18 protein-coding genes are annotated in these 23,355 nt (G+C 71.7%); 14 read left to right on the forward strand and 4 right to left on the reverse strand.

What is annotated here, in order from left to right; all coding sequences use genetic code 11:
- Nucleotides 1-28: 28 nt before the first annotated feature.
- From qcrC to qcrB, 3 genes are read left to right on the forward strand one after another with little or no spacing between them, the layout of a single operon-like run.
- The gene (gene qcrC, locus Pen02_RS26875; RefSeq protein WP_203868890.1) at nucleotides 29-943 is read left to right on the forward strand and encodes a cytochrome bc1 complex diheme cytochrome c subunit; all 915 of its coding nucleotides are present in this window, start codon (nucleotides 29-31) and stop codon (nucleotides 941-943) included.
- Nucleotides 940-1,806 carry a QcrA and Rieske domain-containing protein gene (locus Pen02_RS26880; protein WP_203868891.1) on the forward strand — a complete coding sequence of 289 codons (867 nt, stop codon included), beginning with the start codon at nucleotides 940-942 and terminating at the stop codon, nucleotides 1,804-1,806. The genes qcrC and Pen02_RS26880 overlap by 4 nt, the downstream gene beginning before the upstream one ends.
- Nucleotides 1,803-3,542, forward strand: a complete 1,740-nt coding sequence (gene qcrB, locus Pen02_RS42630) for a cytochrome bc1 complex cytochrome b subunit (RefSeq protein WP_203868892.1) — start codon at nucleotides 1,803-1,805, stop codon at nucleotides 3,540-3,542. The genes Pen02_RS26880 and qcrB overlap by 4 nt, the downstream gene beginning before the upstream one ends.
- 127 nt (nucleotides 3,543-3,669) lie before the next feature.
- On the opposite strand, the gene Pen02_RS26890 is transcribed toward qcrB, so the two are convergent.
- The gene (locus Pen02_RS26890; protein ID WP_203868893.1) at nucleotides 3,670-4,908 is read right to left on the reverse strand and encodes a WD40/YVTN/BNR-like repeat-containing protein; all 1,239 of its coding nucleotides are present in this window, start codon (nucleotides 4,906-4,908) and stop codon (nucleotides 3,670-3,672) included.
- Nucleotides 4,895-5,416, reverse strand: coding sequence for an RNA polymerase sigma factor (locus tag Pen02_RS26895; protein WP_203868894.1), 522 nt, complete (start codon nucleotides 5,414-5,416; stop codon nucleotides 4,895-4,897). The genes Pen02_RS26890 and Pen02_RS26895 overlap by 14 nt, the downstream gene beginning before the upstream one ends.
- 233 nt (nucleotides 5,417-5,649) lie before the next feature.
- Between Pen02_RS26895 and Pen02_RS26900 the strand changes: the two genes are divergently transcribed.
- Nucleotides 5,650-7,587: a multicopper oxidase family protein gene (locus tag Pen02_RS26900; RefSeq protein WP_203868895.1), complete on the forward strand. Its 1,938-nt coding sequence runs from the start codon at nucleotides 5,650-5,652 to the stop codon at nucleotides 7,585-7,587.
- A 239-nt stretch (nucleotides 7,588-7,826) separates the two neighbouring features.
- Here Pen02_RS26900 and Pen02_RS26905 read toward each other — a convergent pair whose 3' ends face one another.
- On the reverse strand, nucleotides 7,827-8,777 hold the full coding sequence (locus Pen02_RS26905; protein WP_203868896.1) for an alpha/beta fold hydrolase: 951 nt from the start codon (nucleotides 8,775-8,777) through the stop codon (nucleotides 7,827-7,829).
- Nucleotides 8,778-8,949: 172 nt separating this feature from the next.
- Between Pen02_RS26905 and Pen02_RS26910 the strand changes: the two genes are divergently transcribed.
- From Pen02_RS26910 to Pen02_RS26940, 7 genes are all read left to right on the forward strand, one after another.
- Nucleotides 8,950-9,939 (forward strand): helix-turn-helix domain-containing protein, encoded by a 990-nt coding sequence (locus tag Pen02_RS26910; RefSeq protein ID WP_239141336.1) that lies wholly within the window; start codon nucleotides 8,950-8,952, stop codon nucleotides 9,937-9,939.
- Between the two features lie 179 nt (nucleotides 9,940-10,118).
- Nucleotides 10,119-10,715, forward strand: a complete 597-nt coding sequence (locus Pen02_RS26915) for a hypothetical protein (protein ID WP_203868897.1) — start codon at nucleotides 10,119-10,121, stop codon at nucleotides 10,713-10,715.
- A gap of 484 nt (nucleotides 10,716-11,199) precedes the next feature.
- Nucleotides 11,200-13,227 carry a galactose oxidase early set domain-containing protein gene (locus Pen02_RS26920; RefSeq protein WP_239141338.1) on the forward strand — a complete coding sequence of 676 codons (2,028 nt, stop codon included), beginning with the start codon at nucleotides 11,200-11,202 and terminating at the stop codon, nucleotides 13,225-13,227.
- On the forward strand, nucleotides 13,224-13,772 hold the full coding sequence (locus Pen02_RS26925; protein WP_203868899.1) for a hypothetical protein: 549 nt from the start codon (nucleotides 13,224-13,226) through the stop codon (nucleotides 13,770-13,772). The genes Pen02_RS26920 and Pen02_RS26925 overlap by 4 nt, the downstream gene beginning before the upstream one ends.
- A gap of 59 nt (nucleotides 13,773-13,831) precedes the next feature.
- The gene (locus tag Pen02_RS26930; protein ID WP_203868900.1) at nucleotides 13,832-15,412 is read left to right on the forward strand and encodes a glycosyltransferase family 39 protein; all 1,581 of its coding nucleotides are present in this window, start codon (nucleotides 13,832-13,834) and stop codon (nucleotides 15,410-15,412) included.
- Nucleotides 15,409-16,941 carry a glycosyltransferase family 2 protein gene (locus Pen02_RS26935; protein WP_203868901.1) on the forward strand — a complete coding sequence of 511 codons (1,533 nt, stop codon included), beginning with the start codon at nucleotides 15,409-15,411 and terminating at the stop codon, nucleotides 16,939-16,941. Before Pen02_RS26930 ends, Pen02_RS26935 begins: the two co-directional genes overlap by 4 nt.
- 26 nt (nucleotides 16,942-16,967) lie before the next feature.
- Nucleotides 16,968-18,101 carry a glycoside hydrolase family 113 gene (locus Pen02_RS26940; RefSeq protein WP_203868902.1) on the forward strand — a complete coding sequence of 378 codons (1,134 nt, stop codon included), beginning with the start codon at nucleotides 16,968-16,970 and terminating at the stop codon, nucleotides 18,099-18,101.
- Nucleotides 18,102-18,166: 65 nt separating this feature from the next.
- Here Pen02_RS26940 and Pen02_RS26945 read toward each other — a convergent pair whose 3' ends face one another.
- Nucleotides 18,167-18,820, reverse strand: a complete 654-nt coding sequence (locus tag Pen02_RS26945; RefSeq protein WP_203868903.1) for a TetR/AcrR family transcriptional regulator — start codon at nucleotides 18,818-18,820, stop codon at nucleotides 18,167-18,169.
- 85 nt (nucleotides 18,821-18,905) lie between these two features.
- Between Pen02_RS26945 and Pen02_RS26950 the strand changes: the two genes are divergently transcribed.
- From Pen02_RS26950 to Pen02_RS26960, 3 genes are all read left to right on the forward strand, one after another.
- Nucleotides 18,906-20,042, forward strand: a complete 1,137-nt coding sequence (locus Pen02_RS26950; RefSeq protein WP_203868904.1) for an epoxide hydrolase family protein — start codon at nucleotides 18,906-18,908, stop codon at nucleotides 20,040-20,042.
- A 230-nt stretch (nucleotides 20,043-20,272) separates the two neighbouring features.
- A complete protein-coding gene (locus Pen02_RS26955) occupies nucleotides 20,273-21,433 on the forward strand; it encodes an alkaline phosphatase PhoX (RefSeq protein ID WP_203868905.1) in 1,161 nt (386 codons plus the stop codon).
- Nucleotides 21,434-21,687: 254 nt separating this feature from the next.
- Nucleotides 21,688-23,328: a GMC family oxidoreductase gene (locus Pen02_RS26960; RefSeq protein ID WP_203868906.1), complete on the forward strand. Its 1,641-nt coding sequence runs from the start codon at nucleotides 21,688-21,690 to the stop codon at nucleotides 23,326-23,328.
- The last annotated feature ends 27 nt before the right edge of the window (nucleotides 23,329-23,355 follow it).

Here is a 23,355-nt window from a genome sequence, read left to right on the forward strand (position 1 = left end):
GTTGTCCCGGCGAGCGGAGGGAGTGGTGATGACCGGGACGGACACCTTGCCGGCCCGGCGGATCGCGGTGGTCCTCGCCGTGCTCGGCCTCGCCACCGGTCCGGTACCGCTGCCGGCGCACGCCGCCGGCCCGGCACCGCTGTCCGCGCGGGTCGGCGGAGCACCTGACCGCCCTCAGACGCGTGCCGCCCCGGCACCGCCCCCACCGACCGTCCCGACGCCCACGGCGGGCGCCTCGGTGCCGCCGACCGATCCGGGGGGTGGCTCCGCCGCGCCGGCGATTCCGCCGACGACCGGCCCGGTCTCGCCGCTGGGTGCCGACCTCTACCTGCGCAGTTGCGCGAGCTGCCACGGCCCGGCCGGTCAGGGGAGCCAGCGGGCGCCGTCCCTGGTCGGGGTCGGCCCGGCGTCGGTGGACTTCCAGCTCGGCACCGGGCGGATGCCGATCGACCAGGAGGCCGCCCAGCCACCGCACCGCCGTCCGGCCTTCTCCGCGGCGGAGATCCGGGCCATCGTCGCGCACGTGAGCAGCTTCGGCGGCGGAGGGCCGCAGATCCCGGCCGTGGGTCCCGGCGATCTGCGCGACGGCCGGGAGCTGTTCCTCGCCAACTGCGCGGCGTGCCACTCCGCCGCCGGGGTCGGGGCGACGCTGACCAACGGGTTCGTCGCCCCGTCGCTGGACCAGTCCACACCGGTCCAGGTGGCCGAGGCGGTCCGGGTCGGGCCGGGGTTGATGCCCGCCTTTCCGGAGAGCGTGCTCAGCCCGCCGCAGGTCGACGCCGTGACCAGCTACGTCCAGGAGCTGCGCGGGAACCGGCTCGACCGGGGCGGGGCGTCGCTGGGGCGGCTGGGCCCGACCACGGAAGGGTTGGTGGCGTGGGGAATCGGCCTCGTGCTGCTGGTCGCGGTCGCCCGGTGGCTCGGAAGCAGGGCCGGGGAATGACCGGCGGCGACGGGCCGGGACGGCGGGAGCGGGCGGCGTCGGGCCTCGTCGTCGGCGCGTTCGGCGTCAGCGCGCTCGGCGGCGCCGGCTTCGCCACCGTGTACGCCACCGGCGGGCAGACCCAACTGGAAGGGCTCGCCCTGGCGGTCGCCTTCGCCGGGCTCGCGGTCGGACTCGCCGTCTGGTCCCGTCACCTGCTGCCGAACGGCGGGTACGTCGAGGAGCACGAGCCGTTCGATTCGCCCCCCGCCGACCTGCGGCTCGCCGCCGAGGCGCTGGCCGGACCGGAGAGCCCGGTACGTCGACGGGGGCTGCTGGCGATGCTCGCCGTGGCGCTCGGCACGCTGGGCGGGGCGGCGCTGTTCCCGCTGCGCTCACTGCTGCCGTTCGACCGGGAGCGGCCGGTGCACGCGCTGCGGACCACCCCCTGGGCAGCCGGCGTACGGCTGGTCCGCGCCGACGGCGTCCCGGTGCGGCCCACCGACGTGCCCGACGGCACGGTGCTGACCGTCTTCCCCGAGGGTCACCGGGGCCGGGGTGACGTACCGGCCTTCGCCGTCCGGCTGGATCCGGCCCGGTTCGTCGTGCCGCCGCCCGGCGGGAACGTCGCCGGAGTCGTCGTCTACTCGCTGCTCTGCACCCACGCCGGCTGCCCGGTCGCCCTCTACCTGAAGGAGACCGGCCGGGTGCTCTGCCCCTGCCACCAGTCGAACTTCGACCTGCTCGCCGGCGCCCGGCCGATCGCCGGCCCGGCGGCCCGACCACTGCCCGGGCTGCCGATCAGCCTCGACGCCGACGGCTTCCTCACCGCGATCGGCGACTTCACCGCCCCGCCCGGGCCCGGCTTCTGGAGCCTCAAGTGATCACCCGCTGGCTGCTCCGCCGGCTGGGCCGCAGTCTCGACGACCGGTTGCGGACCGCGCCGGTGCTGCGCAGGGCGTTCGCCAAGGTCTTTCCCGACCACTGGTCTTTCATGCTCGGGGAACTCGCCCTCTACTCGTTCGTCGTACTCGTGCTGACCGGGATCTTCCTGACCCTGTTCTTCGAGCCGAGCACCGCCGACACCGTCTACTCCGGTTCGTACGCGCCGCTGGACGGTTCCCGCACCTCCGCCGCGTACGCCTCGACGGTGCGGCTCAGCTTCGACGTCCGGGCCGGACTGCTGATGCGGCAGACCCACCACTGGGCAGCGCTGCTCTTCGTCGCCGCGATCGTGCTGCACCTGCTGCGGATCTTCTTCACCGGCGCCTTCCGCAAACCCCGGGAGATCAACTGGCTGATCGGCGTCACCATGCTCGCCCTCGCCCTGTTCAACGGCTTCACCGGGTACTCCGTCCCCGACGACCTGCTCTCCGGCACCGGCCTGCGGATCCTGTACTCGGTGACCCAGTCGATCCCCGTGCTGGGGGAGTGGCTGGTCTTCGTCGCCGCCGGGGGCGAGTTCCCGACCGAGGAGATGGTGCCCCGGATGTTCGTCAGCCACGTACTGCTCGTCCCGGCGGCGCTGGCCGCGCTGATCGCGGCGCACCTGGGCATCCTGGTCCGGCAGAAGCACAGCCAGTTCCCCGGCCCGGGGCGTACCGAGAACAACGTCGTCGGCTCCCTGTTCTGGCCCAGCTACACCATGCGTACGCTGGCGCTGTTCGCCTGGGTTCTGGCGGTGACGTTCGCCCTCGGCGGGCTGGCGCAGATCAACCCCGTCTGGATCTACGGTCCGTTCGACCCGGCCCAGGCGACCTCACCCGCCCAACCCGACTGGTACGTCGCCTGGGGCGACGGGGCGCTCCGGCTCTTCCCCGCCGTCGAGTTCCGGATCTTCGGTCATCTCGTGGCGTCCCCGTTCCTTCCCGGGGTCGTCTTCGGCGGGCTGACCTTCGCCGGCCTCTACCTCTGGCCGTTCCTGGACCGGCGGCACCGGCGCGGCCAGCTCTCCCACCAACTGCTCGATCCGCCCCGCGAGCATCCGGCCCGGCTCGGATTCGGGGTGGCCGTGCTGACCCTGTTCGCCGTCCTGCTCGCCGCGGCGGCCGACGACATCGTCGCGAAGATCTTCCGGATTCCGGTGTTGGACGTGCTCTCCATCCTCCGGGTGCTGGCGCTGGCCCTACCGATCCCGGCCGGCGTCCTCGCGTACCTGGTGGCGCGGGTGTTGCAGGCCAGTGGTGGCCGGGGTGTCGGCGACCTGACCCGACAGGACGTCCGGTCCGTGCGGCGCGCGGTCCGGGCCCGCGTCGGGGCGGGGGTCGGCGCGGTGACAGCCGGCTCCGGAACCCCGCCGCCGCAGGACTGGGCGGCGCCGGCCGACGCCGACCGGATCGAGCTGTGGCGGGACCGGGCCGGGCGGTGGCGGTGGCGGTGCCGGGGCGCCGGGGTCCTGCTCACCGCGAACCAGCTCTACCTGTCCCGGGACGAGGCGGAGCGGGCGGCGCGGACGGCGTACGGCGACCTACCGCTGCGGGAGGTGGAGCCGCCCGGAGGTGCGGTGGGCGTGCCGGCCGCGATGGTGGAGCGGGCCGGGCGGGTCGCCGGCCGCACCGGCGGGTACCTCACGCTGGCGGCGGTCGCGTACTGGCGAAGTCGCCGTTCCCGACGCCGCTGAACCGGTGACCTCCTCGGGGGCCTTCGTCGCCCCGGACACCCGCCCTGGCCGGATGCGCCCTCGGCGGTCGAGGGTCCGTTCCGTTGATCTCGCGGCAGGCGAGGACACCGACGCCGGGGGACCAGGTTCAGTCGGGCAGCGCGAACCGGGTCCACGCGGAACCGTCTCTCGTGATCGAGACGTGGTCCGGCCCGAGTACCGACATGTCGTCCCGGCCGTACAGCCAGGCATGCCCGGGGGCGACCCCGACCGGTCCGGCCCCGCCGGGGCCGCGCTCGGTGCTGAAGTGCCGGCCCCCGTCCCGGCTCACCAGCAGGTACGGGGTGAGGTTCGGTGTCACGTCGCCGGACTCGGCGACCAGCAGCGACCCGTCCGAGGCGATCGTGAACGGCCTGCTCGTCGGGGATGCGGGCAGGTCGGTGCCGACGTCCGTCCAGGTCGCTCCGCCGTCCGTGGTGTGCAGCAGTTGGGCGGGACCGCTCCGCTCCATCGGCTCGGCGCCGGGCAGCGGTGGAGGCTCGATCAGGAGGTACGCCTGCCGGTCGTCGACTCCGGCGACGGCGATCACGTTCGCCCCCCTGGCCGGCCGCCAGGTGTTCCAGGTGGCGCCCCGGTCGGTGCTCCGGGCGACGACCATGACGTCGATGTCACCCGGCCAGTAGGTGGCCCAGATCGTTCCGTCCTCGCCCGGATAGATGCTGAACGGCGGATAGGGCGACGGTGGTGCTCCGGTGAGCCGGTAAACGGTGCCGGTCGGCGGATCCACCGCGAGTGGCTGGTCGAGGGCACCGCAGCCCCCTTGGCAGAAGACGGTACGGGCGCTCGGTGGAAACGCGGCCACGGCCACGATCGCCTGTGCGGCGTCCTGCCAGGTCCGGCCGTGGTCGGTGGACAGCCGGAACCTGCCGGCGTCGCGGACCAGGTAGGAGCGCTCGCCGAGGACGGAGAACCGCAGGTCGTGGTTGCTCGGGGTGGCTCCGGGCGGGCAGTCCGCCGCCCGGTAGCTGGCCTGGTCCCAGCCGCTCCAGTTCCGTCCGCCATCCGTGGTGTGTGCGAAGCGCAGCGTGCAGCCGTCGTCGATGTTCTCGACTCCGACGCCGGAGTCCGGGCCGGTCAGGAAGAGCTGGGTGGCGCGGTCCCGGGCCGGTGGCGGCGGGCTGGGTTCGCCCCACCCGACGGCACGTTGGCCGGCGACCACGGGCAGGGCCGCCATGCCGGCGAAGACCACCACGAGGGCCAGCGCCAGTCCGCCGGTACGGCGTCGTCGACGAGCCTGGGCCGCCGACCGTACCTCGGCCAGGGGCGCCGGCCGGACGGCCTCCGCGACGGTGTCGACGTCGAATCCGGCGAATTCACGAATGGGCACTGATCCTCCCCGTACTCGTGCTGTCGTCGACGCCGGAGTCGTCGAGCAGCAACGCCAACGCCTGCCGCCCTCGGGCGAGCCGGGACTTGACCGTGCCGACCGAGACCCCGAGCGTCGCCGCCACCTCGTCCACCGGCAGGTCGACCAGATAGTGCAGGGCCAACGCGTGCCGCTGTCCCTGCGGCAACTGCCGCAGCGCGGCGAGCAGGGCGAGATGTTCCGGCGAGCGGTCGGCGACCACCGGCGGCGGACCGATCCGGTGCAGCAGTCCGGCCAGCAGGCGGTGCCGGCGATGCCGGGTACGGGCGATGTTCACCGCCACCCGCCGCAACCACGCCTCCGGGTTGTCCAGCCGGGCGAACCGTCGGGGCGTGGTCAGCGCCCTCGTGAAAGCCTCCTGGACCGCCTCCTGCGCCTCTTGCAGGTCGCCGGTCACGGCGTAGAGCTGGACGATCAGCCGCCGTGAACAGCCGGCGTACAACTCGGAGATCCAATCACCGTCGGACACCTTCACCTCCCTGCCCCACTGATTCCACTAACGGGCGGCGGGAAAGGTTCCCCGGAACGTCAGGCCCGGGCCGGGAAGGTGACCGTGGACCTCGGCGACGCCGCCGCGAGTCGGTGGGAGCAGATTCCACCCTCCGTGATGATTCTTCCGTGAATCCGCCATAAATCGCTGATCACAGCGGAAAGGTGAGTTCCGTTCGACCAGCGTGACCGCGTCGAGGGATGGGAAGCAGGATGGTTTCACGCAGGAACCTGATCGCCGCGAGCGCCGCCGGGGGAGCCGGCCTGCTGCTGCCCCGGCGGGCCGACGCCGATGCGTCCGGTCCGTCGATCTCGCCGGCCGCGATCCCGAAGTACGTCACGGAACTGCGGATCCCGGCGTCGATGCCGGGACTGGCGGCCGGCCCGCAGCGCCCGTTCGACGAGTACGTGATCAGCGTCCGGCAGTTCCGCCAGCAGGTACTCCCGCCCGGGCTGCCCGCCACCACGGTCTGGGGCTACGGCGCCCCCGACCACCCGGCGACGTTCGGCTACCCGGCCTGCACGGTCGAGGCCCGGGTCGACCGTCCCGTCCGGGTCACCTGGGTCAACGAACTCCTCGACGGGCAGGGCAGGTTCCTTCCCCATCTGCTGCCGGTCGACCCCACCGTGAGCTGGGCAAACCCGGGCGGTGGCGACGTCGGGCGGGACAGTCGCCCGCACTTCGACACCGCGCCCGACTGGTACGCCGGACCGGTTCCGATCGTCACCCACCTGCACGGCGCGCACACCCAGGACGACAGCGACGGCTATCCCGAGGCGTGGTACCTGCCGAACGCCCGGGACATCCCGGACGGCTTCGCCCGGTACGGCTCCGCGTACGCGTCGTTCGCCAGGTCCTTCCAGGAGCGGCAGGCGGTGGTTTGGCAGCCGGGCAGCGCCGTCTTCCAGTACCCGAACGACCAGCGGGCGACGACGCTGTGGTATCACGACCACACCATGGGGATGACCCGGCTCAACGTGTACGCCGGACCGGCCGGGTTCTACCTGTTGCGGGGTGGGCCGGCCGATCTGCCGCCCGGGGTGCTGCCCGGCCCTGCCCCGGACTCCGACGACCCGGCCGGCACCGGTCCGTACGAGATCCCGCTCCTCATCCAGGACCGCTCATTCACACCGGACGGTGAACTGCGGTACCCGGCGCAGGCGGAGGGGTTCGGCCACGCCGGGATGCCGGGGCCGGCGTCAGACGGGTCCTCGTTCGACCATCTGGTCTTCGGCGACACCATGGTGGTCAACGGCCGCACCTGGCCGCTGCTCACCGTCGAGCCGCGCCGGTACCGGCTGCGGCTGCTCAACGGCTGCAACTCGCGTTTCCTGCTGCTCCGGATCGCGTCGAGCCCGACCGCCCGGCCGGCCTCGTCGGTGCTGCCGTTCTGGCAGGTCGGCAGCGACGGTGGATTCCTGCCCCGACCGGTGCCGCAGGAGCGGTTGCTGCTCGGCAGCGCCGAGCGGATCGACGTGGTCGTCGACTTCACAGGTGTTCCCGAGGGCACCGCGCTCTATCTGGTCAACGAGGGGCCGGACCGCGGCTACACCGGTGGCGAGCCGGGAGTCGACTTCGAGGTGGCCGATCCGCAGACCACCGGGCAGGTGCTGAAGTTCCTCGTCGGCAGGCGTACCGGGGCGGACCACAGCGTCCCGCCGGAGCAGCTTCGGCTGCCCGAGGTCACGCCGCTCGGTCCGGCGTCCCGGACCCGTCAACTGTCGCTGAACATCCGCCGGGCCGACCTGGCCGGCCGGGCGGCGGTGGTCCAGTTGCTCGGCACGGTGGCCCCGGACGGCTCCGGGCTACCGCACGAGTTCCACAGCCCGATCACCGAGAACCCGATGCTCGGCGCGACGGAGATCTGGGAGTTCCACAACTTCACCCCGGACGCCCACCTGGTGCACATCCACCAGGTCCAGTTCCAGGTTGTCGGGCGGGGCCGGGACGGCGGACGCCCACCGGAGGATCCGGAGCGCGGCTTCAAGGACACCGTGGTCGTGCTGCCCGGGCACGTCACCCGGGTGAAGGCCCGGTTCGACACCGCCGGCCGGTTCACCTGGCACTGTCACATCCTGGAACACGAGGACAACGAGATGATGCTGCCGTACCACGTCGGCCCGATGCCCGCCGAGCCGCTCGGCCATTGAGACCACGGCGTGCCCCCGGTCGTGCGGCCGTCGGCCGGGCAGGCCGGAGGCGGCGGTGACCGCCGCCCGGCAGCGCCCGAACGGTACCCGACGCCCGGTCCTTGGGCGGCTTCGCGCGATAGGAATGCTCAACCGGCCGGCGGGTGCCCTGCCGGACCCGCCGCTCGCCGGCCGGGACGGTCGACGCCATCGACGCCATCGCCGTCGAGTACGGCCTGCGCAACGCCTCGTCGCCGTGGTCAGCCCGTCTTCCCGGCGTGTCGCCCGGCGAAGGCCAGCAGGGAGGCGGCGGTCCGCGCCGGGTCCTCGATCATCGGGGAGTGCCCGACGCCGGACATCAACTCGACGGTCGCGCCCGGCACGGCGCGGTACTCGGCGGCGGACGAGGACCGCCACCTTCGGTCCTGTACGCCGAAGAGCACCAGCAGTGGCTTGCCGAGCGCGGTCAGCCGGTCGGGTAGCGGGCGCTGCTCCAGGTAGTCGTCGGCGGCCCGGGAGGTGGTGGTGAAGGCGTGGTAGGTCGTGCCGCGCGCGTCGTCCACGAGCTGTTGCGGGATCGGATGGTCGGGGCGGCCGAAGCCGGTGCTCAGCGCCTGCCGGAGCAGGCCGTCGGTGCGGAGTCGCCACAGCAGGTGCCCGACGACGGGGGTCGGCATGAGCTGGCCGACAGGCCCCTCGGAGATCAGTGCGTCCAGCCGGGGGCCGGTGTTGACCAGGGCGAGCGCGGTGACCAGCTCGGGTCGTTGCTCGGCGGCGGCGGTGGCGACGGAGCCGCCGGTGGAGTGGCCGACCACGACGGCGTGCCGGACGCCGAGCCGGTCCAGGACCGCGCCGACCCGCCGCCCCTGGTCCGGGATTCCGTAGCCCTCGCCGGCCGGTTTCGCCGACCGGCCGTGCCCGAGCAGGTCGATCCGGATCACGCGGTAGGACTCCGCCAGCGTCGGCACCAGCGGATCCCACCACCGGGTCGAGCCGGCGAGCCCGTGGACCAGTACGAGTGCCGGGGCCTCCGGCGGCCCGTCCTGCTGCACGTGGACGTCCCCGCCGTCGAGTGCCAGGACCGAGCTTCCGGTGGCCCCGGCAGCCTGCCGGGCCACCGCCACCGCGTTCGCCAGGAGCAGCCCGACGACGGTCGCCAGGACGGCCAGCACGATCATGCGGCGCCGCAGGCGACCTCCCGCCCGGGTCACCTCGGACCACCGGTCGGCACGTCGCGGACGGGGCTGGTCGGCCTGACGGGTCCGACCGCACGGATGCGGGTGTCGAGCCACGGAAGAGTCGTCATCCGCCCACTGTCGCCGTCCGGACCGGCGGCCGGATTGGACGAATGTTCCCGTGTCGCGGCTCGCCTACCATGGGGCGATGCGGTCCACGGTGCCCGGACGGGCCGACCCGGCGGTGTGGGACGCCACGCGTCCGAGGTCGCCGAGCCGGATGCCCGGGGTCACAATGGCGGGGTTCCGGGCCCGTGATCCCGGTACGGCCGCCGTCGGTCACCGGCTGGTCCCGTACCCGGCCGTGACGCTGGCGTTGGAGTTCGGTGCCGGTACGCCCGTCGTGGCCGACGCCGCCGGGCAGCAGCGGCGGGGGAGTCTCGTCGCCGGGCTCGGCTTCGGGGTCGGCGGCGCGGTGTGGGTACGCGGGGAGGACGTCGAGTGCGTGCAGGTGCGGCTCTCCCCGGTGGTCGCGCACGCGGTACTCGGCGTGGCGCCGGGAGAGCTGGACGGCGTCGTGCTGGCCCTGGACGAGTTGTGGGGCCGGGAAGCGTCGCGGATCCGTGCGCGACTGGCCGAGGTCTCGTCCTGGGAGCAGCGGTTCGCGCTGACGGAGACCCTGCTCGCCCGCCGACGCGCGGCGGGTTCGTCCGTGGCGCCGGAGGTGGCCTGGGCCTGGCACCGGATCCTCGTCGGCCGTGGCCTGGTCCGGGTCGACGGACTCGCGGCCGAGGTCGGCTGGAGCCGTAAGCGGCTCTGGTCCCGCTTCCGGGCACAGATCGGCCTGTCGCCCAAGCGTGCCGCGCGGCTGGTCCGATTCGACCGTGCCGCCCACCGTCTGGTTGCGGGTGTGGGCGCGGCCCGGGTCGCCGCGGAGGGCGGCTACGCCGACCAGTCCCACCTGCACCGGGACGTCGTGGCGTTTGCCGGGGTGACCCCGGCGACCGTGGTCGGCGAACCGTGGCTGGCCGTCGACGACGTCGCCTGGCCCGGTGCTCAGCTCCGCTCGCCCGACGAGTTCCGGTGCAGGTGTCCGAACCCGGTGTGGCCGAGCGGCGGCGTCGGCGCCCGGTCGACGGCACTGCCCGCAGTGGCGACCGGGCGGCGGAGGTGTGACCTGTGCGGGCGTGGCGTGTGAGGTCGGGACGACAGTACTCCGCCGGCCGTGCCGACCTGCGACACGACGGTGGCCGGTCGCTCCGGGGTCCGACCGGCCACCCGGTCGGAATCGGTGCTGGCGAATCAGAACACGATGTCGCGGGCCGGGCTTCGCCGTCCTGATAGGACATTGGCGGGAGCGGACCCTAAGCTGCCGTCATGACGATGGGCCCCGATGTCATCGACCTGGATGTGCCCGGCGATGGGCCACGCGCCGGGGAGGGATCGGCCGGGGCCTGGGGTGGGCGGAGGGCGGCCCTGCATCTGGTCGCCGTGTTCGTGTTCGGAGTGGCGCTCGGTGGTGTGGGCGGCGACGAACTGTGGAAGTCGCGCCAGGAGCGGGCCGGCGCGACGCTGGTGGCCATGCCGGGTGCGTACAACGGCGGGGTGGGTTCCGTCGGCGACGGGACGGTGCGGCTGGACGCGCAGTTGGTGCTGGTCAACGCCGGTTCGGCGCCGATCACGGTGTGGGTGGACGGGGCACGGGGGTCCGGCGTCGTGATCGGCGGCACCGACCGGTCCTGGTTGGTGCGTCCGGGTGGGATGGGCTGGGTCGACGTCGAGGTCACGCTCGAATGCGCGACCGCGTTCGCGCCGGAGCCGCTGGACGTCAGCTTCTCGGTGGAGACCGCCGACCGTCGCCGTCGGCAGGTGAGTTATCCGATCGCGCTGTTGGGCAGCCCGTGGCAGCAGATGGTGCAGCCGGTATGTGAGCATTTGTCCCCCGCACGCGTCCGAGGAGGGCCGGGGGACTGAGCGCTCGCGTCGTCGGTACGGTGCCCGACCGGCTGCCGTCGCGGACGTTGCCCGCCCGACACCGGCCACACCAGGGCTCTCACCGCCGGACAGTCGTTCGACGCGGTCTCCGGAGCCGTCCCAGCCGGGGCCGGTGGAGGTGTCGACGGTCGAGCGCCGGGTGTCGACGTTGCCGGTCATGGTGTTGAGGATGCCGGGTAGTGCCTCGTCCCCGGTCCGCAGCCTGCTGCCCGGCAAGGCGATCGGGCTGCCGGTCCCGTCCCGCCTCCGCTCTGCTCGGTGCCGGTCCTCCGCTTGCCGAACCGTGGATCGCGCCATCCGGAGAGTGCCGGAAGCCCAGATTGGCCGGGACGACGATGGCCGGTACGCTGCGGGGCGGCCCAGGTGTAGACGAGGATCGACAGGAGACGCCGTGCCTCCCGCAGAAGCCGTTCCGATGTTCAGTCCGGAGCTCCGCCGCGGACTTGGCCGGCTACTCGCCCTTGTGCTCCTGCTGACCGTCGGTCTGGTCGCCACACCGGCCGAGGCGGCGACCAACCTGGTGCGGAATCCGGGGCTGGAGACGTTGGGCCCCAACGGGTTCCCGACCTGCTGGGAGCGGTCCGGGCTCGGCGACCACTCGTACACGTTCGGCCTGACGGCCGACGCGCGTAGCGGTCGGCGGGCCATGCGGATCGCCATCACCGAGCTGACCTCGGGCGACCGCAAGGCGATGATGGCGGAGAACGCGCAGTGCGCTCCCCGTGTCACCGTCGGTAACCAGTACGACCTCTCGGTCTGGTACAAGTCGACCACCGCCGCCAACGCGATCACGCTGTTCCGGCACGACACCCGGGACGGCTGGCAGTACTGGCTGGACTCGGCGACCCTCGCGGCGACCAGCACCTGGCAGCGCAAGGTGGTGCGGACGCCCCCGATCCCGGCGAACACCGACCAGATCACCTGGGGTGTCAGCCTCTACAGCACCGGCACGCTGATCACCGACGACTACTCGATGGTCGACGCGAACGCGCCGATGCCCACCCCCAGCGGCTGCACCGACGCCGCCGGATGCACCAGGGGCAAGTGGCAGGTGATGCCGTACGAGTCGACGGTGCGGGGCATCCACGCGGTGATGCTGCACAACGGCAAGGTGCTGCTCGTCGCGGGCTCCGGCAACGACCCCAGCGCCTTCGAGGCCGGCACGTTCAAGACCGCCGTGTACGACCCGGCGACCGGCGCCTTCACCGACGTCGCCACACCGGTCGACCTGTTCTGCGCCGGGCACGTGCAGTTACGCGACGGCCGGGTGCTGGTGATGGGCGGCAACAAGGACTATCCGACCGCCGACGGCACCGTGGGTTACAAGGGGCTCAAGGACTCCTACATCTTCGACCCGGCCACCAACAGGTACAGCCGGACGAACGACATGCTCGCCGGCCACTGGTACCCGTCGGCGACGATGCTCGGCAACGGCGACATCCTCTCCCTCGGCGGCCTCGGCGAGGACTCCACCGGCACCACCACCACCGACTACTTCAGCTCCGCCCAGCAGCGCTGGCTGCCGATGAACGAGGTGAAGCAGACCTGGGCCTGGTGGGGCCTGTACCCGGCGATGGTGCTGATGCAGGACGGCCGGCTCTTCTACACCGGCAGCCACACCTTCGGCGTCGCCCTGCCGGGCAGCGGGGCGTCGATCTACGACGTGGGCAAGGGCACCATCACCGACGTGCCCGGCCTCCAGCGCAAGGACGAGCGCGACCAGTCGATGAGCGTGCTGCTCCCGCCGGCCCAGGCGCAGCGGGTGCTGACGGTGGGCGGCGGCAACGGCGACGCGGGCGCGACCGCGCACCGGCTGACCGACGTCATCGACCTCAAGGCCGCCAGCCCACGGTACGTGCCGGGTCCGCCGCTCCCGCAGGGCACGCTGACCGGTGGCGTGCCGCAGAGCGGCGACCAGGGCAAGATGTACGTCTCCCTGGTACTGCTGCCGGACGGCACGGTCTTCGAGACCGGCGGCGCGCTGCACAACCGGGCCGACCCGGTCTTCGAGGCGTCGATCTTCGACCCGCAGACCAACCAGTTCCGTCAGGACATGGCGACCGACCCGGTGCCGCGCACATACCATTCGTCGGCGTTCCTGCTGCCCGACGGGCGGGTCATGGCGGTCGGTGACAACCCCGGCAACGGTTCGTTCGACAACCGCATCTCGGTCTACTCGCCGCCCTACCTCTTCAAGGGGGCCCGGCCGGCGATCCAGACCCTGGCCCGGACCAACTGGGCGTACGGCAGCACCCAGCGGATCACCGTCGACTCGGCGGTGACCCGGGCGTCGCTGATCCGGCCGGCTGCCGTGACGCACTCGTCCGACCCCAACCAGCGGTTCGTCGAGCTGCCGATGACGGTCAGCGGCAACACCATCGACCTGAACGTGACGACCAACCCCAACCTGGCGCCGCCCGGCTGGTACATGCTGTTCGTGCACAACGCCAACGGCGTACCGTCGATCGCCAAGTGGGTCAAGCTCGGATGAGTCGCTGGTTCCGTGCCGTCGCCGGCTGGGTCAGGGCCAGCGGTCGCCGTGGACAGCTCGCCGTCGCGGCAGGGCTGGTGCTGCTCGTGCTCGTGGTCGGCGTCGTCGGTGTGCTGGTGGCCGGCGGCGGTGATTCCGACATCCTCTGGGGCGGTGGCACCTCGGCGACGCCGGCCGACGAGCCGGCGGAGGAGAGCGGCGGTGAGTCGGAGCCGGGGCAGCGCCCCGACGCTCCGGACCCGACCGGCCCGGTGGGGGCACCACCGCCGTACGTGCAGCCGTTCGCCCAGCAGCCGGGTGCCAAGCCGCGCGGCGCCGGGCCGTCGCCGACCGCCGGGGTCGAGATCGCCGAGGGTACGGACGGCTGTGACCACGCGTACGGCGACCGCGACGTCTGCGTACCGTGGAAGTTTCCGGACGGTGTGACCGACAGGTGCGGTTGGCTGCGAGAGCGCGGATTCGAGCCGCTTAAGATCACTGGTGGGCGCGACCGGCACGGTCTGGATCGCAACGACGACGGGACCGCGTGTGGCGCCGGGGATTGACACGACTGCGCGCCCGACAAGGGGATCTGGATGTTCCGGCACTGCTATGTCCTGCTCCGATGAATAGGGCCGCTCGCTCGCAGCTTCCGGTGGCGACGCCCAACGGTGAGGTACACATCCCGCTGCCGCGCCGGGTGGGTCAGGTGGAGACACCGGAGCCCGCGTCGGACGCGACCATCCTGCTGCCGAGGTCGCCGACCGAGGAGGAGGCCGAGCGCCTTCAGCGGCGGGCGGCCTGGCAGCGCCGGATCGCCTGGGGCGCACCGGCCCTGCTGACCCTGGTGCTGTGCGCGATCGGCCTGGGCGGGCCCGGGCTGTGGGCCGACGAGCTGGCCACCTGGGGCATCACCACGGTGTCGTGGTCGGAGCTGTGGCGGCAGCTCGACGGGACCGACGCGACCATCGGGCCGTACTACGTGCTGATCCGGATCTGGACGGTCGTCTTCGGGGACTCCGACGTGTCGTTGCGGCTGCCGTCGGTGCTCGCGATGGCCGGTGCCGCCGCGGTCGTCGGTCGGATCGGCACCCGGCTCGGCTCGCACCAGATCGGCCTGCTCGCCGGGCTCACCTTCGCGATCCTGCCGATAACCACCCGCTTCGGGCAGGAGGCCCGGCCGTACGCGCTGGCCACCCTCGCGGCGGCGGTGGCCACGCTGCTGCTGCTCCGGATGCTGGAGCGGTTCACCCTCGGCATCGCGCTCATGTACGGCGCCGCCGTCGCCGCGCTCGGCCTGATGCACCTGGTCGCGCTGCTGCTGCTCGCCGCGCACGGCCTCGCCGTGCTGCTCACGAAGCCGAAGCTGCTGTGGCGGTGGACGCCGAGTGCGTTCGCCGGGCTGATCCCGCTGCTGCCGATCATCCTGATCGGCCGCCGCCAGCAGGGCACCCAGATCGGCTGGATCCCCTTCACCGACCTGCACCAGATCGAGGCATACGGCCTGGAGTTCTTCGGCGGCTCGTTGATCGGCGGCGCGGTGATCGCTCTCGGCGTGGCCGCGATCTCCCGCGAGCGGGGCGCCGTGGTGGCGATCACCCTCGGCGTCGTACCGGTCGGGCTGCTGATGGCGCTCGGTGCGGTCACGCACATCTGGCAGCAGCGGTACGTGCTCTACACGATCGTCGGCTGGACCGTGCTGGTCGGCCTGCTGCTCGCCAGGCGCGGGCTGCTCGCGGCGATCTCGGCGATGGTCGCACTCGCCGTACTCGCCCTGCCCGGGCACGTCGAGGTGCGCAAGTCCTCGTTCCGGTACCAGGACACGAAGGCGGTGGTGGCCCTGATCGAGCGCGACTTCCGCCCCGGCGACGGCATCGTCTACGGGCTCAAGGACCGGGGTCCCGGCGTACTCAACCGGGACGTCGTCGCGCACTACCTGCCGGCGGAGCGCCGCCCGACCGACCTGCTGATGGACCGCCCGATGCGTACCGACGGGTGGATGGTGTCCAGCGAGCACCAGGACGTGGCGGCCCGGCTCGGCGAGACGCAGCGGATCTGGGTGCTGCGGCTGGGCGAGTACGGCGACCCGCTGGACGACCTCGACGGAGCGAAGAAGGACGTCCTGAAGGAACGTTATGATGTCACGCAAAGTTGGTGGACAACCGGCTACACCGTCGCGTTGCTGACCCGGAAGGACCCCGTGTGACGACGCACGTCGCGCCCTCGCGCCGCGACGAGCCGGGTGAGCGGACCCAGATCATCCCGCAACAGCGCTCCGGCGAGACGCACGTTATGCCGGCCGTACGCATCCCGATCACCACCCGTGCCACCACGATGGCGCAGCGTCATGCGAGCTGGCTGCCCCGGATGTGGCCGCTCGTCGCGTGGTTCGTCGTCGTGCTCGCGGTCACGCTCTTCCTGAGCGTCAAGTCGACCGGGCCGCTCGGTGCCGTGGTGACCGTGCTGTGGACGTATCCGGTGATCGGGACGATCCTCGGGCTGGCCGGCGCGGTCGTGACCCGGCGCCGGCTGCGCCGCGACCGGCTCACCGCCGCCGACGACCAGATCATCCGGTGCCGGGACCGGCTCGTGGTGGTGGTGCCGACCATCGGCCGGCACGACACCTACCCGGCGCTCGACCGCGTGGTGCACTCGTACATCACGTACCTGCCGGAGTGCTTCCCGAAGCTGCGGGTCGACGTCGTAATCGAGGAGGGCTGCGAGGCGGCGGAGAAGATCTACAAGCTGGGCGAGATCAGCCGGTACATCCGGGTCGTCACCGTGCCCCGGAGCTACCACACCGTCAACGGCACCAAGTTCAAGTCCCGGGCCAACAACTACGTCCACGAGCTGCGCATCGCCCAGCACGAGGACCGGGACGACGTCTGGGTGCTGCACATGGACGACGACACCGGCGTGGGGCTGGACACGGCGATCGCGCTGGCCCGGCTCATCGAGCAGCAGCGCGGCCTCGGCGACGAGGCGTGCCACCTGGCCCAGGGCATCCTCACCTACCCGCGCGAGCACGCCCGCAACCGGCTCACCTGGCTGGCCGACGCGAGCCGGCCGATCGCGGACGTCACCATCTACTCGGCGTTCACCGGCGGCGGCCACCCGCTGGCCGGGGTGCACGGCGAGCTGCTGCTCGTCCGCGCCTCGGTGGAGGCCGAGATCGGCTGGGACTTCGGACCCGAGGCGATCGTCGAGGACGCCCAGTTCGCGCTGGTCTTCAGCCGGCGGTACCCCGGGCGGAGTGCCTGGTTCGCGGGCCGCTGCTACGGCGCCTCGCCGGCCACCGTCCGCGACTTCTTCCGGCAGCGGGAACGGTGGGCGTGGGGCCTGATCGGGCTGGCCCTCGACGACCGGATCCCGCTGCGCGACCGGCTCTACATCGGGTACTCGACGTTCACCTGGGTGATCAGCCCGCTACAGCACCTCGGCACCATCCTGCTGGTGGGCTGGGTGCTCGGGTCGTACGACACGGTGCCGATCACCCTCCTGGTGCTGCCGATCTGGGCCCTCAACATGGCGTACGCGATCTGGCTCTACACGGAGGGGCTGCGGATCAACGTGAGCGTCTCCCGCCGGGCGAAGTACCGGTGGTGGGAGGGGATAGCGGTGATCCTGCTCGTACCGATCTTCTCGCTGATGGAGGGGGTCGGGGCGATCCGTGGGCTGATCCGGCACCTGCGCGGCGGCCAGCAGCAGTTCGTAGTGATCGCAAAGCCGATATGAGGACCGCCGGCATCCGGGGAAGGGCCGTGGCGTGCGGTGCCACGGTGCTGGCGGTGCTGCTGGCGGCCGGCTGCTCGTCCAGCGAGGGCGACCCGCTGGACCGCCTCTCCAAGGCACCGCCGGGGAGCACCGCCGGCCCCAGCGCGTCGGCCGAGCCGCAGGTGACCAGGGTGAGCCAGCCGTGGCAGCCCGGTATGCGCCAGCACGGCATCGCGATCTACTGGGAGAACAACGAGGACGACACCGACCAGATCGTGCGCGCCAAGGCGCAGAAGGTGCTCGACCACGTGGTCGCGCTCGGCGCCAACTCGATCTCCGTCTCGTTCTCGTTCGTGATGGACTCGGCGTACGCCAGCGCGGTGCGGATGGACCATCCGATCACCCCGTCGCCCGCCCGGCTGGAGGTCGTGCTGGACGAGGCCAACAAACGCGGTCTGCGTACCGCCGTCCGGCCGATGCTCAACGAGCGCAACCTGACCACGGACGACCCGGACATGTGGCGGGGTTCGATCCGCCCGGAGAGCCGCACGAAGTGGTTCGCGTCGTACCGGGACATGCTTGTCGAGTACGCGAAGGTGGCCGAGGCGGCGAAGGTCGCCACGTTCGTCGTCGGCACCGAGCTGAACTCGCTGGAGAGCAGCACCACCGGCTGGCGTACGGTCGCGACCGGCGTGAAGGCGGTCTACAAGGGGGAACTCGACTACAGCGCCAACCACGACCGGCTCCGGAAGACCGGGCCGGCGTCGGGAATCACCCTCTCCGTCGACGCGTACCCGCCGCTGAAGGTGCCGGACAGCGCCCCGGTGAGCCGGCTCGTGGACGGCTGGAACGAGTGGCTCGACAAGAACCGTGGCGAGGGGTCGATCCGCAACCTGACGCTGGCCGAGGTGGCGATCGGTGCGCGCTCCGGGGCGTACGAGGAGCCGTGGTCACCGCGCGCCAAGGGCTCGATCAAGCCGGAGATCCAGCAGCGCTGGTTCGACGCGGCCTGCCAGGTGATGCGCGAGCGGGACCTCGCCGGCATCTACTTCTGGATGATCAACTTCGACGCCGACCCGAAGGCAAAGCCGTCGAGCAAGTCCCCGATGGACTTCCTGGGCCGGCCGGGCGAGCAGAACATCGCACGCTGCTTCACCAAGGACGCCAAGCGGGCCGGCTGACGGGGCGGCGAGTCCGCTACCTGTATTCGGTCGCGTATCCCCGCCCGAATCCACCGCTGTGGCGCTCATCCCTCCCGGCGTCGCCACCGCCAGTCGAACTCCCCGGCCGAGGGTGCCGGGCCGGGCAGCGGGTCCGCGTCCGGCGCCGTCGACAGGCCGGCCAGCAGCACCGCGAGTTGGCGGCGGCGTAGTTGCCCGGTCCGCTCCGGATCGGGTACCCGCACCGCGGCGCATGCCTCCAGTAACAGCCCCAGGTCTTCCACGACCGCGTCGGGGCGCAGCCGTCCGCTGGCGTGGGCCCGTGCGACCAGCGCGGTCGCCAGTTCGGCGGCGCGTACCGCGTCCCGGCGCATCTCCTCGGTCGGGGTGAAGGTGCCGGCCAGGTGGACGGTGAGCGAGTGCACGTCGGCGTCGACCACCCGGGCCAGGAACCCGGTGAAGGCGGTCCAGTCGTCCCGTTCGGCGAGGGCCGCTTCGGCCTCGGCGACGTACCGGCGCAGCCCGTCGTGGCAGAGCTGGCGCAGCAGGTCCTCCTTGCTCGCGTACCGGCGGTAGAGGGCGCTGATGCCGACGCCGGCGCGTTCGGCGACGGCCGCGATCGGCGCCTTGGGGTCGTCGAGGAAGACCGCGCGGGCGGCTTCGAGGATCGCCTCGTCGTTGCGGGCGGCCTGGGCGCGGCGGCCGGCCAGCGGCGCTGAGGGTGCGGGGGGATTCGGCATGACCTCAGTCTAACAGTGGAACGGATCGTTCCGGTCTGCTACGCTGATTGCAGAACGAAACATTCCGTTCCGAAGGAGTTCCGAGATGACCGGCACCGCGATCCGCCCGTTCCGCGTCGAGATCCCGCAGACCGCCCTCGACGACCTCGCCGCCCGGCTGGCCCGGACGAACTGGCCGGCCGAGCTGCCCGGCGCCGGCGACGCGTACGGGATGAGCACCGACCGGGTGCGGGCTCTCGTCGAGAGGTGGCGGGACGGGTTCGACTGGCGGGCCGTCGAGGCCCGGCTCAACGCCCACCCGCAGTTCGTCACCGAGATCGACGGCGAGCAGATCCACTTCCTGCACGTCCGGTCGTCCCGCCCCGACGCCACCGCGCTGGTGCTCACCCACGGCTGGCCCGGCTCGGTACTGGAATTCCTCGACGTGATCGCCCCGCTCACCGAGCCGACCGATCCGGACGCGCCGGCCTTCCACGTGGTCGTCCCGTCGCTGCCCGGCTTCGGCTTCTCCGGCCCGACCCGCAGCACCGGCTGGAACCGGTTCCGCACCGCCCGCGCCTGGACCGAGCTGATGAACCGACTCGGGTACGACAGCTACGGCGCGGTCGGCAACGACGCCGGCTCGATGGTCGCACCGGAGTTGGGCCGGATCGAGCCGACACACGTGCTCGGCGTGCACGTCACCCAACTCTTCTCGTTCCCGTCCGGCGACCCGGCCGAGTTCGCCGGGCTCTCCGAGGCGGACCAGGCGGCGCTCAAGCACCTCCAGTGGTTCTACGAGAACAAGTTCTCCTTCAACCAGGTGCACAGCCAGCAGCCGCAGACCCTCGCATTCGCGCTGACCGACTCACCGGTCGGGCTGCTGGCCTGGAACGCCCAACTGTTCGACGAAAGCCTCGACGACGACTTCGTCCTGGCCAACGTGGCGATCTACTGGTTCACCGGCACCGCCGCCTCGGCGATCCGGTTCTACTGGGAGGACGCCCACGCCGGGCCGGCGCCGGAGGCCCCGACCACCGCACCGACCGCGCTCGCCATGTTCCCCGGCGACTTCCAGTCCATCCGCCGCTTCGCCGAGCGGGACCACTCCAACATCGTCCGCTGGACCGCGTACGACACCGACGTCGAGGGGCGGGGCGACGTCGGCGGTCACTACGCCGCCCACCAGGCCACCGACGTACTGGTCGCCGACATCCAGCAGTTCTTCGCCAGCCTCCGCTGACCAGCACGTACGCCGGTGCCCGCCCTGCCTCCCGCCGGGGCGGGCACCGGCGTGGCACCGGCCGGGCCGCACCTGCCTGTTGCCCACGGGTCACCGGCGTCGTCCGCCGGCCGAATCGCCGTAACGCCGGCTGGTCGGTGTATCGATGGCGGCCGTTCACTCGGGCAGCGGGTTCTCGAAAGCACGGATAGCTAGATTTCCGGGACTCTGCCTTACAAAGGGGGTCCACGTTGGATCGACGGAACATGCTCCGGGCCACGGTGCTCGGAGCGAGCGCGGTGGCGCTGCCGTTCACCGCCTGGTCGGCGGCGTACGCGGCGCCGGCGCAGCCGGCTACCGGGCCGTACGGCCCGCTGCAAGCCGCCAACAGCCACGGCATCCAGCTTCCGGCCGGCTTCACCAGCCAGATCGTGGCCCGATCCGGCCAGGCCGTGTCCGGTACCTCGTACGTCTGGCACCAGGCTCCCGACGGCGGTGCGGTGTTCGCCAACGGCAGCGGCTGGATCTACGTCTCGAACTCCGAGGTCAGCTCCGGCTCCGGTGGCGGCGCGTCCAGGATCCTGTTCGACTCCAGCGGCGCAGTCGTCGGGGCGTCCCGGATCCTGTCCGGCACCAACAACAACTGCGCGGGCGGCAAGACACCGTGGAACACCTGGCTGTCCTGTGAAGAGGTCAGCCTCGGACGGGTCTGGGAGACCTATCCGCTCGGCGGCACCGCCGTGGTCCGCCCGGCGATGGGCCGGTTCAAGCACGAAGCCGCCGCGGCCGACCCGGACCGTCGGGTCGTCTACCTGACCGAGGACGAGACCAACGGCAAGTTCTATCGGTTCATCCCGAACACCTGGGGCGACCTGTCCGCCGGCACACTACAGGTGCTGGTCGCCGGCAGTGCCACCTCGGGCTCGTTCAGTTGGGCCGCCGTGCCCGATCCGGACGGTTCGCCGACCGCGACCCGGTCGCAGGTGTCCGGGGCCAAGTCGTTCAACGGCGGCGAGGGCTGCCACTACTCGAACGACACCGTGTGGTTCACCACCAAGGGGGACAACCGGGTCTGGCAGCTCAACCTCGCCAACAACACCTACGAACTCGCGTACGACGACAACCTCGTCACTTCCGGTTCGGCACCGCTGACCGGCGTCGACAACATCACCGGCTCGTCGTTCGGTGACCTCTACGTTGCCGAGGACGGCGGCAACATGGAGATCTGCATGATCACGCCGGACGACAAGATCTCGGTGTTCCTGCGGATCACCGGCCAGAGCTCGTCGGAGATCTGCGGCCCGGCGTTCACCCCGGCGGGGAACCGGCTGTACTTCTCGTCGCAGCGCGGCACCTCGGGTTCGTCTTCCGGCGGCATCACGTACTGCGTCACCGGACCGTTCCGTACCTGAGTCCGCCGTCACCCGATCCCGGCATCCGCTCCCGGCCCCGCCGGCCGGGAGCGGACCGGGACGAACGGCGTTCTCGCCGCCACCGTACCGATGGGGCCGTCCTGGACCGGGTCGCTGGAACGGCAGACCGGGGCGGGCCCGGATGAGACCTGGTCGGTGAATCCCTTCGCCATAGTGTTACTCGACGAGATGTTCCGCCACCGCAGTCGCTGGCGGCCATCTGAGACGTGACCCTCCAGCTCGAAGGGACGCTGATGTCCAGGACGGATCAGAACACCTGGCAAGATCCGGAGGAGATCGCTCGCCGGGTACGGGACGGAAGTCTCACTCGACGGACCCTGCTCACGTTGTTCGGTGTGTCGGCGGTGTCGGTCGGACTCGGCTCGACCCCGAGGGCCGCGAGTGCGGCCTCGCGCCGCTACGACTACGTCATCGTCGGAGCGGGCTCGGCAGGGTGCACGCTGGCCGCACGGTTGCTGGCCGACTCGCGGGCGAGTGTGCTGCTGATCGAGGCGGGTGGCACGAACGACCTGCCGGAGGTCCGGGACTTCACGAAGGCGGGCACGCTGACGGCGCCGGGTTCGAGGCTCGTCTGGCCGTACCAGTCGGTGCCGCAGCGGGAGCTGTTGGACCAGCCGCAGTCGTTCGTGTGCGGGAAGCTCGAAGGCGGCACCAGCTCGGTGAACGGGATGGTGTGGGTTCGGGGCAATCCGGCCGACTACGACAACTGGGCCGCCCAGGGCGCTGTCGGCTGGGACTACGCGAGCGTGCGGCCCTCGCTGGACGCGCTGACCGGACCGATCAGGCCGTCGGACGAGCTGACCCGGCGCAACCTGCTCTCCCAGGCCACGGTGGACGCGGCCGTCGACTCCGGCTACCGGTTCAACCCCGACTACAACGGCGCCACCCAGTTCGGTGTCGGCTACACCCAGCTCAACGTGGTGGACACGATTCGCCAGGATGCGTTCACCTCGTTCCTGGTCCCGTACCTCACCGACCCGCGTCTGACGATCATGACGGATGCGGAGGTCGCGCGGCTGACGTTCGACCGCCGGAAAGCGATCGACGGTGTCGTCGTCGATGCCGGTGGTCGCCAGTTCACCGTCCGGGCCGACCGGGAGGTCATCGTCAGCACGGGCACGGTCAACACCCCTCGGCTGCTTCAGTTGTCCGGCATCGGCGCGGCGTGCGATCTGGAACGACTCGGCATTCCGGTGGTCGCCGACCTGCCCGGCGTCGGCGCCAACCTGCACGACCACCTGATCTCCGTGACGTTGAAGACGCTCCGCGCACCCGAGCCCGCGTCGCACCTCACCGCGATGGACGTCAGCGTCTTTACCGGCAGGGGGCGAGTGCCAGGGGCGCCCGCGTACCAGTTCCAGGTCTACTACACGCGCGACGGGTATCCGCCCTATCCCGGAAACTCGACGTCGGTCGGCGTGATCAACCTGCACCCGACCAGCCGAGGGTACGTCAAGCTGCGGTCGGCCGATCCCGCCGTACCGCCGATCATCCAGCCGAACTTCCTACGGACCAGGGAAGATCTCGACACGCAGGTCGAGGGCTACGAGCTGGCCCTCGAACTGATCAACTCCCGAGGACTGCGCGACTGGGTGACCGACGACGGCGCCATCCCCGGCCCGGACGTCAACACCAGGAAAGAGCTGATCCAGGCGGTGCGTACCTATTCCCAGGCCGACTTCCACCCGGTCGGCACCTGCCGGATGGGCACCGACGCGTACGCCGTCGTGGACCCCCGACTGCGCGTGCGTGGCGTCACCGGCCTGCGGCTGGCGAGCGCCGCGATCATGCCCAGCATCACGTCGGGCAACACCAACGCCCCGTCGATGATGATCGGTGACCGGTGCGGCCGGCTCATCCTGGGCCGCGCCTGACGCCGCGATCCACAACCGACCACACCG

The organism is Plantactinospora endophytica (assembly GCF_016862915.1).
Classification (GTDB): Bacteria; Actinomycetota; Actinomycetes; order Mycobacteriales; family Micromonosporaceae; genus Plantactinospora; species Plantactinospora endophytica.